9 protein-coding genes and 1 pseudogene are annotated in these 16,075 nt (G+C 49.1%); 1 reads left to right on the forward strand and 9 read right to left on the reverse strand.

Features of this window, described 5'->3' with window-relative positions:
- Positions 1–45: 45 nt before the first annotated feature.
- From HMPREF3201_RS08440 to HMPREF3201_RS08480, 9 genes and pseudogenes are all read right to left on the reverse strand, one after another.
- Positions 46–1,152 (reverse strand): NADH-dependent flavin oxidoreductase, encoded by a 1,107-nt coding sequence (locus HMPREF3201_RS08440; RefSeq protein ID WP_062412640.1) that lies wholly within the window; start codon positions 1,150–1,152, stop codon positions 46–48.
- A 331-nt stretch (positions 1,153–1,483) separates the two neighbouring features.
- Positions 1,484–4,633, reverse strand: a complete 3,150-nt coding sequence (locus tag HMPREF3201_RS08445; RefSeq protein WP_062412641.1) for an autotransporter outer membrane beta-barrel domain-containing protein — start codon at positions 4,631–4,633, stop codon at positions 1,484–1,486.
- A 307-nt stretch (positions 4,634–4,940) separates the two neighbouring features.
- Positions 4,941–8,609 carry an autotransporter outer membrane beta-barrel domain-containing protein gene (locus HMPREF3201_RS08450; RefSeq protein ID WP_062412642.1) on the reverse strand — a complete coding sequence of 1,223 codons (3,669 nt, stop codon included), beginning with the start codon at positions 8,607–8,609 and terminating at the stop codon, positions 4,941–4,943.
- A 441-nt stretch (positions 8,610–9,050) separates the two neighbouring features.
- Positions 9,051–9,854, reverse strand: coding sequence for a carbon-nitrogen hydrolase family protein (locus tag HMPREF3201_RS08455; protein ID WP_062412643.1), 804 nt, complete (start codon positions 9,852–9,854; stop codon positions 9,051–9,053).
- Positions 9,855–9,874: 20 nt separating this feature from the next.
- Entirely contained in the window at positions 9,875–11,038 is a 1,164-nt protein-coding gene (locus tag HMPREF3201_RS08460) for a pyridoxal phosphate-dependent aminotransferase (protein WP_062412644.1), read from the reverse strand.
- Positions 11,039–11,054: 16 nt separating this feature from the next.
- Positions 11,055–11,672 (reverse strand): 4-carboxy-4-hydroxy-2-oxoadipate aldolase/oxaloacetate decarboxylase, encoded by a 618-nt coding sequence (locus HMPREF3201_RS08465; RefSeq protein ID WP_062412645.1) that lies wholly within the window; start codon positions 11,670–11,672, stop codon positions 11,055–11,057.
- Between the two features lie 14 nt (positions 11,673–11,686).
- Positions 11,687–12,358, reverse strand: a complete 672-nt coding sequence (locus HMPREF3201_RS08470) for an RraA family protein (protein ID WP_062412646.1) — start codon at positions 12,356–12,358, stop codon at positions 11,687–11,689.
- Positions 12,348–13,757, reverse strand: a pseudogene (locus HMPREF3201_RS08475) (amino acid permease). Before HMPREF3201_RS08475 ends, HMPREF3201_RS08470 begins: the two are co-directional and overlap by 11 nt.
- Before the next feature lie 15 nt (positions 13,758–13,772).
- Positions 13,773–14,924, reverse strand: coding sequence for a 2-methylaconitate cis-trans isomerase PrpF family protein (locus HMPREF3201_RS08480; protein WP_197408282.1), 1,152 nt, complete (start codon positions 14,922–14,924; stop codon positions 13,773–13,775).
- A 154-nt stretch (positions 14,925–15,078) separates the two neighbouring features.
- On the opposite strand from HMPREF3201_RS08480, the gene HMPREF3201_RS08485 reads away from it, so the two are divergent.
- Entirely contained in the window at positions 15,079–15,975 is an 897-nt protein-coding gene (locus HMPREF3201_RS08485) for a LysR family transcriptional regulator (protein ID WP_062412648.1), read from the forward strand.
- Positions 15,976–16,075 lie beyond the last annotated feature (100 nt).

Here is a 16,075-nt window from a genome sequence, read left to right on the forward strand (position 1 = left end):
GAGCCACCCGTTTTACGGGTGGAGGCGACTCGCTGAAGAGCGCTTTTATTCGATTAAACGATCAGGCACTTTCATTTTCATAAATGCATAGGTACCGTTGGCAATCATCAGCAGATCCCGATCCTGCAAATTGAGCATCGAACGGATTTCATCGTCCCGATGAGCCAAGATCTTAGCGCTCCAATTGGGGTCGATGAGGGACGAGCAGCCGGCAGCGACGATTTCCGAGTCGGCCAGAGCAGCTTCTACGTCAGCCCGCGTGCGGACGTCGCCGACCGAAATGAGGGGCATGCGGCCGCCAATGGCGTCGTGAACATAAGCCAGCATCGACTTATCCTGATATTCCGGAATATTGGTCTTGCGATCATAACGGGTCAGGGAAATGTGGAGATAATCCAATTTCTTATCGGCCAGTTTGTCGACAAGCCACAGCGTTTCCTTCAAATTAAAGCCCGGATCCGTTTCTTCCCGAGGAGAAAAGCGGTAGCCGATGATGAAGTTGGGAACGTTCATAGCATCGACGGCTTCAATGACACCGTCAACGACGCGTTCAATGAAGGTATAGCGCTTTTCGAGGCTCCCGCCCCATTTATCGGTACGGCGGTTGGAGTGCGGCGAGAAGAACTGGTGCAGCAGGTAATGGTTGGCACCGTGGAGTTCTACACCGTCGAACCCGGCTTTGACAGCTCGAACGGCCGCCTTTTTGAAGTTTTCGATGATTTCTTCAATTTCGTCATCGCGCAGTTCGCGAGGCGTTTCAGCCCCGTCTTTAGCCGCGGCGACGGCACTGGGAGCTACGGGCTGTTCGCCTTCGATAGTCTTGCTGTCGGTCATGCGGCCGGCATGGAAGATCTGCAAAATGGCCCGGGTTCCGTCCCGTTTGATGGCCGACGCCAATTTGCTGAGATTAGGCAAGAAGGCATCGTCATCGACGCTCAATTCCCCGGTCCAGCACTTGCCGTTCGGCTGAATATAGGCTACGCCGGTGATAAACATGCCGACAGCACCGGTGCGCATGCCGTAATAGGCAATTTCATCCCCCGTAACCGTGCCGTCATAATAACTCATGCGAGTCGTCATGGGCGGAATGGCCAAGCGATTTTTTACCGTAAGGCCGCGTTTAAATGTAAGAGTATCCGTTAAGTGGGTCACTGTCTTCACCTCTTTTGAAAGATTGTTTTCATATAAATTTAATCGCAGCGCCAGATCATGCCGGCCTTGAGGACTCAATCCCTGTCGGGACGTCGCTGAAGTCTCTTTTAAATTTGACAATTCCTGTCATATTTTAGTCCGGCCGAAATGTCAGCGTCTGCGTAATACCATCTAGCGTGGTTTGTTTTATCATACCCCAGGCTTTCCAAACCGTCAAGAGAGAGCCGACTCCGAAAAGAACACCTTCTTTTTATAAAAATACCCGATATCGGGTGGCGTCCACGATATCGGGTATCCTATTTTATTTATTCAATTGTTTCCCTTATTTTGCTTAATGGAAGCGCCAAGTCATGCCGGCGTTGAGTTCCCAGTCTCTGCCGTAAGAGCCATTGAAGGTCCGTTCAAATTCAAACCACAAGCTCCGATCGTGACTGAGTTCAGCCGTGAGGCCAGCACCAACATCGTACCAGGTGTCGTGATTCGTCTTATCATAATGGATTCGTTCCAATCCATCCAAAGAGGTCAGATCAAAGGTGCGGTTGCCGGCAAATTCGTGGAGGATGTCGGCTTTGATATACCAAGACTTCTGTGCATCGATGTCTTTCCCGAAGCGGAATCCAAGACGGCCAATGAGGCTGTGGACGCTGTCAAAGTCCATTCCAACGCCGTCGTTGGTCCGATAGTCTCGACCATTGATGTGCGTATACTGGAGCTGTCCCTGAGGCTCGACGTACCACGAATCACGTAAGTCTTTCTTGCGTCCCCATTCGACGCTGGCCTGTTGGTACCAGGTCCCGAAGGAGCTCTTCGATTCGTCGCCATTTATGAGCCTCGTCGTCCCTTCGCCGTTCAACCGGCCAATGCGGCCGACGACGTCGAGATAGTGTCCCTTCTGACCGAGCCAGGTCTGATAGAAGCTGCCCGTGTAGCCCTTGTATTTCCCATTTCCCGTATCAAAGGACGTCTGGCTACGGAGGTAGCTGAAAGAAAGCCCCTGACGAAGGCTACTGTCATCGGCGCCTTGTTTGACCGTATCCCAGCCGAGTTCAAAGCGATTGCTGTGGCCGTTGTAGCTATCGCGTCCAAGGTGGCGATAGGTCCAGCGGGCCCACATGCCAGCATCTTCACCGTCGGCATAGCGAGCTTCGCCGAGGCGTTTATTCAGGGTATCCATGTTGGTTGCCATGTCAAAAAGAGTGCGGTTCTGCACATTGGCTGCCGGAACGACATTGCTTTCGACCTTATCAACAGAGCCGAAATACCAATCCGTCGTATCGCCCGTCGTTTCATGGGTAAGACCAATAATGTAATCATAGAGATGGCCTTTGTTGACGTTGCGCTGCTGAATGGAGCTGGTAAGCGTGGCATCGCTGTTATTGAGTTCAGCTACATACAGTCTGTCGTTAACCCCCATCTTATCGAGGTTCATGACGGTCGGATCGCTCACTAAATTCTGCGTTCCCGTCGCACTATCGGTAACGGTCAAATAATCGCTGTTGGCCGTGACACCTTTCGTGCCCTGATTGGACAACCAGTCCAAATCCATGGCCAGCGTCCCCGTACCGGAGAGTGTCTTGGCCGTAACCTGTTGTCCCGTCCGACTGCTGTCCGCCATATTGACGGTGTCGTTATTAGTAAGATTCGTCAAGGAGCTGTCGTCAGTCACGTTCCAAACAGTACCGTTTCCAAGGGTTAGGTCCAGTGTCCCAGTGCTGTCCGCTGCAGCCGCCCTATCCAAAGAAGAGTCCAGAGAAACCGTGCCGTCTGATACCGAGGTCGTCCCCGTCAAATAGGACCCTGCCGTATTCAAATCGAGAGAAACGATACCTCCGGCTGCGACGACATTACCTGTAATATATTTATTCGTATCGGCTGCCGCCGCATCGATGACACCGCCGTCAGCAGCCCGCAAAGCCGTATCAGTGCTATGAAGTGTCAAGGGGCCATTGAAAAGAATCGTCCCTCCATTAGTGGCGACAGCTCCGTCAGCCGTATCCATAACGGCTTCTCCATCAAGCGTAATATTGCCGCCATCGGCAGTAAGGCCGGTTGATGTGCTGCGTAACGTCAAGGGGCCGTTAAAGAGGATCGTTCCATCCTTTGTAGCCACAGCGCCATTCCCTACTTCCATGACGACAGGTCCTTCGAGGGTAATGCTGCCGCCATCATTCGCATAGGCTCCGACGGCGCCGTCATTAGAGATAGACATAGTACCGTCAATGACTTTTGCCGTAATCGTGCCGTTATCGGCATAGAGATTAGATTCCAGAGGATTCGTTGCGTCTTTACCTGCCGTCGTGAGAATCATATCGTGACCGGCCGTCAAGTTGGCGACACCCTTCGTATCGACATGGACGTTAGGCGCTGCGACGCCAACCTTTAAGACCAGATCATGACCGGCTGAGACGTCGGCCGTACTCCTGGCATTCACGGCAATCATACTGAGCTCATCAAAAGCCCCTGGCGTATCAAAGATGATGTCATTATCGGCCCGAACCGTCAATTGAGAATCATCACGGGTTCGCAGGGTTCGCTGGGCATTACTGAAAAAGTTTCGGCTTTGGAGCGAAAGCGATGAATTATACATGCTGTAAGCACTGGGAGTTAAAGCCAACGTTTTCACCTTAAATACGATATCATTGCCGGCCACGACGTCTGCCGAAGATCCATTCTGGACGTTAAACAGATTGGTCGAGTAAAGGCTGTCTATCATCAAATCGTGACCGGCTTTAACGTGAGCTTCCGCCTCATCACCAAAGTAATAAACTGGAAGACTCTCTTGACGATTATGGTTGTTGATAATATCATGACCGGCTTCGATATTTATCACGCCCTGATGAACATTGACTTCATTGCTCTTCCCATCATTATTAAAGATGATATCATTACCGGCAACGAGGGACGCTTTGCCTTCCTTCTCAACATAAACCATAACGACGTCATCTTTATTGTTCATGACGATATTGTTTCCCGCCGATAAGGAAAGCTCGTTATCACCACCCCAATAAATGATAGGATACTTATTTTCAATCGTATCTTCTCTATTGAATTGAATATCTCCTGCAGCCTCTAAGGAAATCACATGCCCTGTTCCCGTAGCATGGATATCATTCGATCTATGAGAAGTGCTGACAATATCTTTAGCATTTTTAATGATGATTTTATTATTCTTCCCATTCGTTAAATTTAAAAATGAGCCGTAATCGCCGCTAGTCAGACTATGTCCCTTCATGTCGAGCGTAAAGGACTTACCCTCTCCATCGGTAGTGCCAACGATACTCATCGTCGTGTCGTTGGCATCTCCATCGGCTTCCACCGTATTGGTGATGGTCACGTCATCCACGGCCTCGATATCTCTCGATTCTCTAAAAAAAATGGCATAATTTCGGCCTTCTATTTTATATTCACCGCCGATTTTATCACCGGACAAAGGATACTCTTCGGCCGCACAGACACCGGCGACAGGCATCGCCATCATCATGCTCAGAATACAAGCGCGTAATATTTTCCGTCTCTCTTGCCTCATAGTTTTGTCTCCACTTTAATCACTAAAATATCGGAACGTTTTCATCTAATTACATTGTAAATCATATCTAATTATAAATCTACACATTTTTGTTATTATTTATACTTTTAATTGAATTGTAATTGTTTTCTAATCATGAGACATTTCGGTGAAATAACGCGCTCCCCCTAAAACAGACATTTCAAAGAAATCCCCGATATCCACTGCGTCTCTGGATACCGGGGATACATCTCTATTCGTTCAATTTTCATCTGTCTTGCGATTAATGGAAGCGCCAGGTCATGCCGCCGTTGAGTTCCCAATCTTTGCCGTAAGACCCGTTGAAGGTCCGTTCAAATTCGAGCCAAAGGCTTCTATCGTGACTGAGATCGGCTGCAAGTCCGGCCCCAATATCGTACCAGGTATCGTGATTCGTTTTGTCATAGCGCAGGCGTTCCGAGCCATCCAAAGAAGTCAGGTCAAAGGTCCGGTTGCCGGCAAATTCATGGAAGATATCAGCTTTGAAGTACCAGGATTTGTTGGCATCGAGGTCTTTGCCCAGGCGGAAGCCCAAGCGGCCGATGAGGCTGTGGACGCTGTCGAAGTTTTGTTTGATGCCGTCATTGGTCCGGTAGTCGGTCCCATTGAGATGCGTATACTGGAGCTGGCTCTGAGATTCGATATACCACGAGTCACGCAAGGCTTTCTTGCGGCCCCATTCGACGCTGGCCTGTTGGTACCAAGACCCGAAAGAACTCTTCGATTCGTCGCCGTTTATGAGCCTCGTCGTTCCTTCACCGTTCAACCGGCCAATGCGGGCGACGACGTCGAGATAGTGACCGGTCTGGCCGAGCCAGGTCCGGTAAAAGCTACCCGTGTAGCCTTTGTATTTCCCATTTCCCGTATCAAAAGAGGTCCGGTTATTGAGGTAGTTGAAGGACAGGCCCTGACGAAGGGTGCTGTCGTCATCGCCCGGTTTGACCGTATCCCAGCCGAGTTCAAAGCGGTTGCCATGACCGTCATAACTGTCGCGGCCGAGGTGACGATAGGTTAAACGAGCCCATATGCCTGCATCTTCGCCTTCAGCATAGCGAGCTTCGCCGAGGCGTTTATTGAGAGTATCCATGGTGGTCGCCATGTCGAAAAGGGCACGATTCTGTACCTTAGCTGCCGGAACGACATTGCTTTCGACTTTGTCAGTGGCGCTGAAGAACCAATCCGTCGTATCGCCCGTCGTTTCATGACTAAGGCCAATGACGTAATCATAGAGATGGCCGGAGATGACATTCTGCTGTGTAATCGAGCTGGTAAGGACGGCGTCGCTGTTATTGAGTGTGGCTACATATAAACGATCGTCAGCCCCCATCTTATCGAGGTTCATGGCAGATGAATTGCTTACTAAGGCCTGCGTTCCCGTCGCACTATCCGTAACAGTCAGATAATCGCTGTTGGCCGTAGCACTCTTGGCCCCCTGATTGGACAGCCAGTCCAAATCCATGGCCAGCGTGCCCTCTCCAGCGAGGTTCTTAACCGTCAACTGCTGACCCGTCCGACTGCTGTCACTCATATTGACGGTGCCGTTATTGGTTAAGTTGGTCAGGGAGCTGTCACCGGTCACGTTCCAAACGGTTCCCGTCCCAAGGGTCAAGTTCAGCCCCGTGCTGTCATCGCTGCCGTCCCCTGCTGATTGATAACCATAGGCAGCACGAGAAAGGGCCGTATCAAACACGTTCGTCGTCCCGGTCAGGTACGAACCGGCCTTATTCAAGTCGAGAGAAATAGTACCATCTTCGGCCACGATATTGCCCTCAATATATTTAGCCGTATCAGCTGTCGAAGCATCGATGACACCGCCGTCGACAGCCTGTAAAGCCATGCCGGTGCTGCGAATCGTCAAAGGTCCACTAAAAAGGATGGTCCCTTCATTGTCAGCTACCGCTCCGTCTGCCCCATTCAGAGCAGCGGCTCCATCGACGGTAATAGTACTGCCATCAGCGGTAAGGCCAACTGCACTGCTCTTAAGTGTCAATGGCCCTTCAAAGAGAATCGTCCCCTCATTGAAAGCGACAACTCCGTCGGCTGTATCCAAAACGGCGTCCCCACCGACAGTAATGTTGCTCCCGTCTGCCGTAAGACCTGTCGCCGTACTGTGTAACGTCAAGGGTCCGTTAAAGACAACCGTTCCGCCATATTCAGCAATAACTCCGTCTGCCGTATCTAAGACAGCGTCGCCACCGACCGTAATACTACCCTCGTCAGCCGTAAGTCCCGTCGCCGTGCTATTGAGGGTCAAGGGTCCGTTAAAGAGAACCGTTCCGCCATTTTCAGCAATGACTCCGTCTAACCCATTCAGGACAGCTTCACCTTCGACAGTAATACTACTCTTATCTCTGTAAGCTACAAGGCTGGTATCCGTAGTGCGTACGGTCAAAGGCCCTTTAACGAGAATGGTTCCGCCGTTTTGAGCAATAGCTCCGTCGACGGCCTCCACATCAGCAGCCCCGTCAAGCGTAATCGTACCCGCATCGGCATCAAGTCCTACGTCACTACTCGTAAGCGTCAGAGATGGGCCGGTAAAGGAAATCGCTCCTCCATCGATAACTACGGCTCCATCACCCGTATCCATGACCACCTTTCCTCCAAGGGTAATTTTACCGCCGTTATCAGCATATATCCCAGCAGCTCCGTTATTGGAGATAGTCAGCGTCCCTTCGGTAGCCTCAGCCGTAATCACAGCCTTATCGCCGTCGGCATACAGATTGGCGATTTTCAAGTCGCGCCCATCCGCGCCAGTCGTCGAAAGGGTCATATTGTTGCCGGCTTTCAAATTGACCTGGCCCTTTGCATGAACGACAGGTGCGGCTACACCGATATCCAAGGTCATGTTGCGATTGGACGTGATATTTGCCGTACTGCTCTCATCAGCATCGATCAGGCTGACTACTTGACCATCCTTAGTACTGACGGAGATATCGTTACCAGCCACTACATTGACAGACGACGCTCCCTTAAGATCAAACATTTTTACCGACTGGGCATCCTTTAGGATAATATCGTGTCCGGCCTCGATAGACGCCTTGCTTTCAGCTTCCAAGATATGAACAGGGTTAGCCTCTTCCTTCTGATTATCATAGATAATATCGTTCCCGGCCTTAAAATTGATTCCGGCCTTATTCGTCCCGAATACAACACGATTCACACCTTTATTATTGAAGCGGATATCATGATTGGCGGATATGTTCAATTGACTCTGATTCTCCAAGTGAATCATCTGATTCTTACCATACTTTGAAGCCTGACCATACTCCTGATTCAATATCACATCGTGATTGGCATGTATATTCGCCGTTCCCTCTGCTTTAAGCTCTAATATAAAACTCATACTGCCATTGGTCACAACGACATCCTTCCCTGCCGATAAAGAAAGAACGCTATCCTTATCTCGAATAAAAAGCGGGGAATAATCATTATTATTTTCAACCTTATTAAATTCAATATTGTTTTTCGCATCGAGAGAAATTTTCTGTCCTGTTCCCCAAGAAAAGATAGAAGAAACCTTATGGAAATTGCTAACTATATTGTCGGCATTGGTAATCGTAACTTTATTATTATTTCCGCCTGAAAAATTAACAAAAAAGCCATATTCTCCGGCAGTAAGCGTATGCCCATCCATATCAAGGGTAAAGGACTTATGTTCTTGACCACTCGCACCAATAATCGGCCAACTGTTGCTAGTATCGTTGTTATTGATTTTTACATCCCCTGTAGCCTTGACTATTTCTTCATTCTTATCCACCGTAACCCCATAGCGCCAAGGAGGAAGGGTATATTCACCGGATATCTCCTCTCCCTCCGTCCAAAGGGGGGAGCTGGCATAGGAAGCGGCCACGGGCATGGCCAGCAGCATGGTCAAAATACAAGCTCGTAATACATTCCGTTTCTCCGTTTTCATGGTATCCTCTCCAAACATAAAAAATCCGAAAATCATTCATTTTATTCAAGTATAAATTACTTTTGGTCATTTATCTATATACTTTTGTAATATAACGGTCATTTATTTGTATAATATGTGTAAGTTTTATGTCTGTATAATGATTTTATCGATATTTTTCTGTGATATATCTATTTTTTTAACCGAAAAAATCCCCGATACCAAGGTATTCCACTTGATATCGGGGATTGTAGTTTATTTATTCAATTGTTTTCTTCATTTCGCTTAATGGAAGCGCCAGGTCATGCCGGACCTGCCTCGTACCCAATGTGGGTATTTATCTTGTCATAACTATCCTTTTCCAACTATCACAAACACGGTTCTAACGGACTGCTCACAGCCCTTTGCAGAAAAATAGGCTGTCACATCGAGAAAGGTTCCCTTCTGCACAGCCTATTTTACTTATAATTCAAAAGCTTCTTTGCGCCGTAGCGGGAGATATTGTTTTTCATCCCTCAATCTGCGAGACGTTTCATAATCCAAATCGGCCAATAGAAGTTCTTCATCCGCTCCCGCCAGGGCCACTACGGAACCATCGGGGCCTGCGACGATGCTCTGACCGCAGAATTCCATGACCCCTTCCTGTCCGGTACGGTTGACCATAACCGCATAAAAACTGTTCTGGAAAGCAGGAATACGGATTTCCCATTGGAATACATCCAGGGGTTCTGCCGTTTCATTAGCGACGGCCGTAATGACTAGATCTGCTCCTTTCAGAGCCAGCGTCCGAAAACTTTCCGGATAATGGCGGTCGAAGCAGACGATGAGTCCGATGTTTCCGGCCGACGTCGGTACGACGACAAAGCCGTCATCGCCGGGGGTAAAGTAATCCTGTTCATAGAAATGCGGTGCCCGGACGATATGGTTCTTGCGAACAATGGCTTTAATTTCCCCCGTTTCATCGACAATCATCATGGTCGGATAAATCTTTCCTTCCCAGGTCAAGACCAGGGAAAAGACACCGATGATGCCTTCTTCCCGGCAGGCCTGACGAAATCCTTCGATATGCCGGTCCGTTAAAGGAATGGCAATATTATCCTTGGAAAGCCCGGCATACTGCGGTATATATTCCATCAGCTGCCCTTCAGGGAAGCAAACCAACTGCGCTCCGGCCACTTTCGCCCGATGCAGGTAGTCCAGGGCTTTCTGATAATTTTCTTCTTGATCTTTGCCCAAACGGAGTTGAGCACAAGCTATGCGTACCATCGTAATACTCCTTCTATTCTTTACTGTAAAATGCGCTGCAAACGGCGGACCGTTTCCTGCAAGACTTCCATGGACGTTGCAAAAGGCATGCGGATACAATTTTCAGCGCCCCTGCCGAAGGCATCGCCCGGTGCTGCCGCTACATGACCTTCTTTCAGGAGGTATTCGCTCAGAGCCAGGGAATCCATACCGCGATAATCGATCTGCGGCAAAACATAGAACGCACCTTGCGGAGCCCGGCATGTAATGCAGGGAATTTCATTCAAGGCTTGCACGAAATACTGACGCCGTTCAGCATATTCCTGACACATCCGACTGACGTCGGCTTCGCAGTCCAGGGCCGTAAGAGCCGCACTCTGTACAAAAGACGTCGCACAATTGAGAATATGCTGTTGGACTTTGGCCATTTGACGCATCAAATCCGGAGCGGCCGCGACGTATCCCAGCCGCCAACCGGCCATGGCATGGGCCTTTGAAAAACCGTTGAGCGTAACAACGCGGTCCTTCAAGTCCGGCAAACTGGCCGGGCTTATATGTTTGAAGTCATCAAAAATAATTCGTTCATAAATCTCATCGGAGAAAATGAGCAAGTCCCGTTCACAAGCCACTTCCGCAATCGCCTGCAGTTCCTCAGCCTGGCAAACTCGTCCTGTCGGGTTATTGGGAGAGCATAAGACAATGGCCTTCGTCTGCGGAGTAACGAATTTTTCAATTTCATTTTTGCGGATAAGATAATTATCTTCGTAGGCCAAGGGAATGCCGACGGCCTTGGCTCCGGTCAATTCGATGATGGGCTTATAGGACACATAGGCCGGCTCAAAATACAGGGCTTCATCGCCGGCCTGGAGGCATGTAAATAGGCCGATGAAAAGAGCTAATTTCGTGCTGGCTGTGACCAAAATACCTTCCTGGACGGCATCAATCCCATTTTCCATCTGTAGTTTCTGAGCCAATTTTCGGCGCAGTTCCGGCAGCCCCTGACTTTGGACATACGACGTGAACCCGGCCTTCATATCGGCATAGGCTCGTTCGATAATAGGTGACGGCGTCTTGAAATCCGGTTCGCCACCAGCCAGGTTAATAATATCTTGACCTTCTTCTTTCATCTGTTTTGCTAAACTCATAAGCCGTACCGTTGCCGACGGCTGCAGGTCTTTTACCCGTTGACTAATAAAATCACGCATCACTGATCCCCCTGTTTCATGATTGCCATTTTTTGGCAAAGCCCATCAACTCTGCCGTCGTCTGGCCTTGTTGTAAAAGGACTTTCAATTCATCTTCTTTTTTCTTCTTCCCTTGTGACTTTTCAAGGACCTCTTCGGCCCGTTCTTTGGGAATGACGACGACACCGTCGGCATCACCGACAATGATATCCCCGGGGTGGACGATACGACCGCCGCATTCGATGACTTCATCGATAGTGCCGCAAGTTTCTTTCAGCGTCCCATTGGGGCAGACGCCGCGGGCAAAAACCGGATAATTCATTTCAATAATATCCCGCTTATCCCGGCAAGCGCCATCGATGACGACTCCGGCAATGCCTCTGGCCCGGCAAGACGTCGCAAAGAGTTCTCCGAAGACGCCGGCCTGAAGGTACCCCTGGCACTGAATGACCAAGACGACGCCCGGTTTGGCTTCAGCAATGGCGCGGTGAATCGTCAAGTTGTCTCCTGGCACGCAGGTTACGGTCATGGCATAGCCGGCCATCTCAAAATGATAATCTAACGGTTTAATAGCCGCATCCATACTTCCTTCCCGGCCATTCATATCACAAATATTCCCGGTTGGGATTCCCTTAAAAGCACTGGCAATATCCATCTCGATTCCCCCTGTCAATTTTCTTCGTGCGTCTGTAAATGATGGTACCCCATCTGGGCCCGAGCTTCTTTCAAGGTCTTACCGCTCTTGACCAAGGCTACGATCTGCTGTTCCTTCGCTTCAATGGACTGGGCAATCTGCAGCGTCGTTTCTACGACCTGCAAAGGAATGCAGACGGCACCGTTTTCATCGGCGACAATCAAATCACCGGGGCAGACCTTGACCGATGAAATCGAAACCGGTTCGTTAATGGAAGCCACTTCGACGCGGTCCTTACCGGTCATCATATAGTTTCCTTTTGTAAAGATAGGATACTTGAGGTCCTGAATGGTCTTAACATCCCGGCATACCCCGTCGATGACCGTACCGGCAACACCCTTCCATTCCGCCACCTGCGACATGATATCGCCCCAGACCGTGCAGTACTGTCTGCCGCCATTATCAATGACTACGACATGGCCTTGCGGGACATCGTCGAGAAAATCACCGACATTGCCCTTGGTCTGACCGCAGGGAATATATTGCACCGTAAAAGCCTGACCGCAAAGACGGGTTCCCGGAACAACGGCTTTAATGCCCAACAGTCCTCCGGCAATCCCCTGTTTGTCCAAGGCATCCGTCAAGGAAGACGTATCCAATTCTTTAAAAGCTTCTAAGATTGATGTATCCAATTCGTTATAGTTCATGTTGACTGCATCCTTTCTGTGGTTCAAGAATAATACTATGTTTATTCATGCCTGATAAAAAATAAATGGCTGTAAGAACGCCGTATAGCACAAGGGCTACGCCAAAGCCGATACGAGTCGTCTCACCATAGGCGATGACGGCAAGGGAAACGACAATGAAAGCTCCTGCGATCCACGTCGTAAAGGGGTACAGAGGCAAACGAAAACTGCTTCTGGTTACTTTGCCGGCTGCCAGCATACGGCGGTAACGATGGTGCGACACCAGGATGATGATATACGTCAGCATAATCGACGTCGAACCGGCGCCGACCATGGCACTAAAGACATCCTGCGGCACGAAGAGGCTTAAGACGACGCCGACACAGAGGGAGGCCGCGATAGCGAGGACACAGCGATAAGGGATGCTGTTGGAATTTGTCTTCCGCAGCCACTGCGGCGCCTGATGTTGTTCTGCTAAGTTAAATACCATTCGCGTTCCGGCAAAGAGATTACTGTTAAACGAAGACAAGGCTGACGTCAGTACGACAAAGTTCATGATGCCTGCCGCTTCTTGAATGCCGGCATAGTGGAAAACCTGCACGAAAGGGCTGCCGAAAGTCCCGCCGACCTGATCCCATGGGAAAATACACATGACGACGAATAAGGAGCCGACATAGAAAATAAGAATTCGCAGGAAAATATTGTTGATGGCCTTGGCTAAGGTTTTTTCAGGATTCTGTACTTCGCCGGCCGTATTGCCGATCATTTCCGAACCGCCGTACGCATAGATACAAAACGGCAATGCCATCAAGAACCCAAAGGCCCCTTTCGGGAAAAAGCCTCCATTATTCCATAAATTTGAAATGCCGACAGGTTCTGAAAATTGACCGATACCCACAAAAATCATGAGTCCGCCGAAGAAAATCATCCCGACAATAGCGACGATCTTAATCATGGCAAACCAAAATTCAAATTCTCCAAAGTTATGGACTGCCATAAAATTCAGCCCGACGATCAGGAGAAAGGCTAAAAAGGACCATAACAATCGCGGCGTATCGGGCAGCCAAAACTGCATAAAGATAGGAGCTGCAATGATTTCCGCCGTGCAGACTGCCCAAATCATGTACAAGTAATTCTACGAAGCCATGAAGCCGGCCCAAGGGCTGATATAATCCCTGGCATGACGGGCAAAGGACCCGGAAACGGGATTATGTACGGACAATTCCCCCAAAGCTCTCATGACGATAAAGACGATGACCCCACAGACGATATATTCAAGGATAATCGACGGACCTGACAACTGAATCGCTGGTGAAGAACCCAGGAAAAGGCCGACGCCAATAGCCGTGCCAATGGACATCAACTGTATATGCCGTTCTTTCAAACCACGCTGCAAACCTTCTTTCGTTTTTTCAACCATAGTATTTTCCCCCTCTTATGTCCGACCGAGCTGAGACTGACGAACATACACGTACCCATCCATGATAAGCCGAGCCGTTCTGTACATCGCAGCCTTACGCACCACGATAGTATCCTTTTCAATATCGACCATTGATTCTGCCGGAATGACACCGGCCGGATGGCCGATGCGAATATCCTGCTGTTGTTTGGACTCCGGACGAACCACCTGACTGACGACGGTTCCGGGAATCTTGGCAGCAATGGCCAAGGTAACCGTCGATGTCACGGGGTAACTCTTATGGACCTGCTGCATGAATAGTAATCGGCTGACGACATCGACATCTTTTGCTTCTACCTGTTTTCCATCAAAAGTCTCATACGCAGCCGGCGGACTTACTAAGGCAATGAAGGGGACGTACCCCGACTCTTGCACGGAAGACTGCCAATGCTGTACCATTCCGATTTTTTCAGCCGCTTTTCCTCGTATTTCTTCTAATAAGGCCATGACTTCCGGATTTGACTCAATCATTTTCGGCGTTTCAAGGCCCGTCAAATTAAGTTCGCCGGCCGGGACAAAGACCAAGGGGTTGCCGACATCAAAGATGGAGACATGATAATTCCGCCCTCCCGCTTCAATGACGTCTGAAACATGTCCAGTCGGCAGCATCTTTCCCGTAAAGGCGCCTTGTCCGTCTTTCCAGTCCAAGATGATCTTAGCCCCCGTGCCCGGGACACCATCGATATGAAGCTCTCCGTCAACGACAGCTTCGCCGTTGGCGACAGGAATCTCGGCAGTGACGATATTATGAGAATTCGTCAAGTGGATACGCACGGTTGTTACCGGTTCGGTTACCGGCACAAGACCCTGGTGAATGGCAAAGGGACCGACAGCGGCTGCGATATTCCCACAATTTCCTTTGCGGTTAACCAACGCTTTATCGAGTGCCACCTGAGCAAACGTATAATCTACATCTGCATCCGGTCGTGACGACGGACCGATGATAGCACATTTGCTGGTCAATAAGTCTCCGCCTCCCAGTCCGTCAATCTGACGGATATCCGGTGTCCCGAAAATCTGCAAAATCACGTCATCCTGCTGAGACGGATTCGTCGGTAAGTCGTGGGCCATGAGAAAGATTCCTTTGCTCGTACCGCCCCGCATGATCGTACAACGAATCATATCCATGCCTGGATACATAAAACCAACTCCTTTCAAACATTCGTATTTCTTATCCTTATTATATTTCCAAATCATTCATTTGAATAATGAATGATTTGATATTATAATATAGATAACTTAGATATTTTATAAAATGGATTTGCTGTAAGAAAGGAAAATCATGAACATCACGGCCATACGGATTTTCTTAGAAATCGTCAATACCCACAGTCTCTCTAAAGCAGCCGAAAACCTATACTTATCGCAGTCAACAGTCAGTCACCACCTGAAAGCCATGGAAGCCGAGCTCCACAGTCAACTCATCGTCCGCCACCAGGGACAACGAACAATCCATCTGACCCCAAAAGGAGAAAGCTTTCTTCCTCTGGCCGAACGTTGGCTCTCACTATTCAAAGATACACAGGCCCTTCAAACGTCCCAACCGCACAGCATCTTATCCCTGGGCTGCACGGACAGCCTCAATACCTATGTATTGCCGGAGTTGTACCAAAACTTACTCGCTCACGAAGAAACCCTTGACTTAGCCATTCGGACCCAGCATTCACAGGAAATCTATACGCTGCTCCTGAATCACGAAATCGATACGGGCTTCGTCATTACGCCTTTCGCCTATAAGAATGTCGTTACGCGGCCTTTGTTCACGGAACCGATGGTGTTATTATGCAAAAAAGACACGCCGCATCCTTCTGGCGCTATCCATCCCCATGATTTGGATGTAAAAGAAGAAATGTTCATTGACTGGAGCCCTGAATTCCAGGCCTGGCATGATTTCTGGTTCAATACCGTCACCAGTCCGCGCATCAAATTCAATAACCCGTCCCTATTTCATTATTTTCTGGAACGCCACTACTGGTCTATCCTTCCCATTTCCATGGCCCACGCCCTTCGAAAAGAAATGGATCTGTCCATCTACACCTTGACGTCACCGCCGCCGGAAAGAACGATCTATCAAATTACCCATAAGGAACCCCTTTCGAATCACATTCCACTACTCACAACGTTCCAAAAATATGTCGATGAGTTCCAACAAACGACAACCTTATTCAAAGGACTCTAAACGGAAATAAGCTCCGCCATATGAATGAGTTTTTAAACCCCAAAAAATCCCCGATACCAAGGTATTCCACTTGATATCGGGGATTATAGTTTATTTATTC

This window comes from Megasphaera sp. MJR8396C, assembly GCF_001546855.1.
GTDB lineage: Bacteria > Bacillota > Negativicutes > Veillonellales > Megasphaeraceae > Megasphaera.

Bases quoted from the DNA above. Each gene is read 5' to 3' on its own strand.
- HMPREF3201_RS08445 (WP_062412641.1), bottom strand. From the start codon at position 4,633: ATGATGATGGCGATGCCTGTCGCCGGTGTCTGTGCGGCCGAAGAGTAT.
- HMPREF3201_RS08450 (WP_062412642.1), bottom strand. From the start codon at position 8,609: ATGAAAACGGAGAAACGGAATGTATTACGAGCTTGTATTTTGACCATG.
- HMPREF3201_RS08455 (WP_062412643.1), bottom strand. From the start codon at position 9,854: ATGGTACGCATAGCTTGTGCTCAACTCCGTTTGGGCAAAGATCAAGAA.
- HMPREF3201_RS08460 (WP_062412644.1), bottom strand. From the start codon at position 11,038: ATGCGTGATTTTATTAGTCAACGGGTAAAAGACCTGCAGCCGTCGGCA.
- HMPREF3201_RS08465 (WP_062412645.1), bottom strand. From the start codon at position 11,672: ATGGATATTGCCAGTGCTTTTAAGGGAATCCCAACCGGGAATATTTGT.
- HMPREF3201_RS08470 (WP_062412646.1), bottom strand. From the start codon at position 12,358: ATGAACTATAACGAATTGGATACATCAATCTTAGAAGCTTTTAAAGAA.
- HMPREF3201_RS08480 (WP_197408282.1), bottom strand. From the start codon at position 14,924: ATGGATATGATTCGTTGTACGATCATGCGGGGCGGTACGAGCAAAGGA.
- HMPREF3201_RS08485 (WP_062412648.1), top strand. From the start codon at position 15,079: ATGAACATCACGGCCATACGGATTTTCTTAGAAATCGTCAATACCCAC.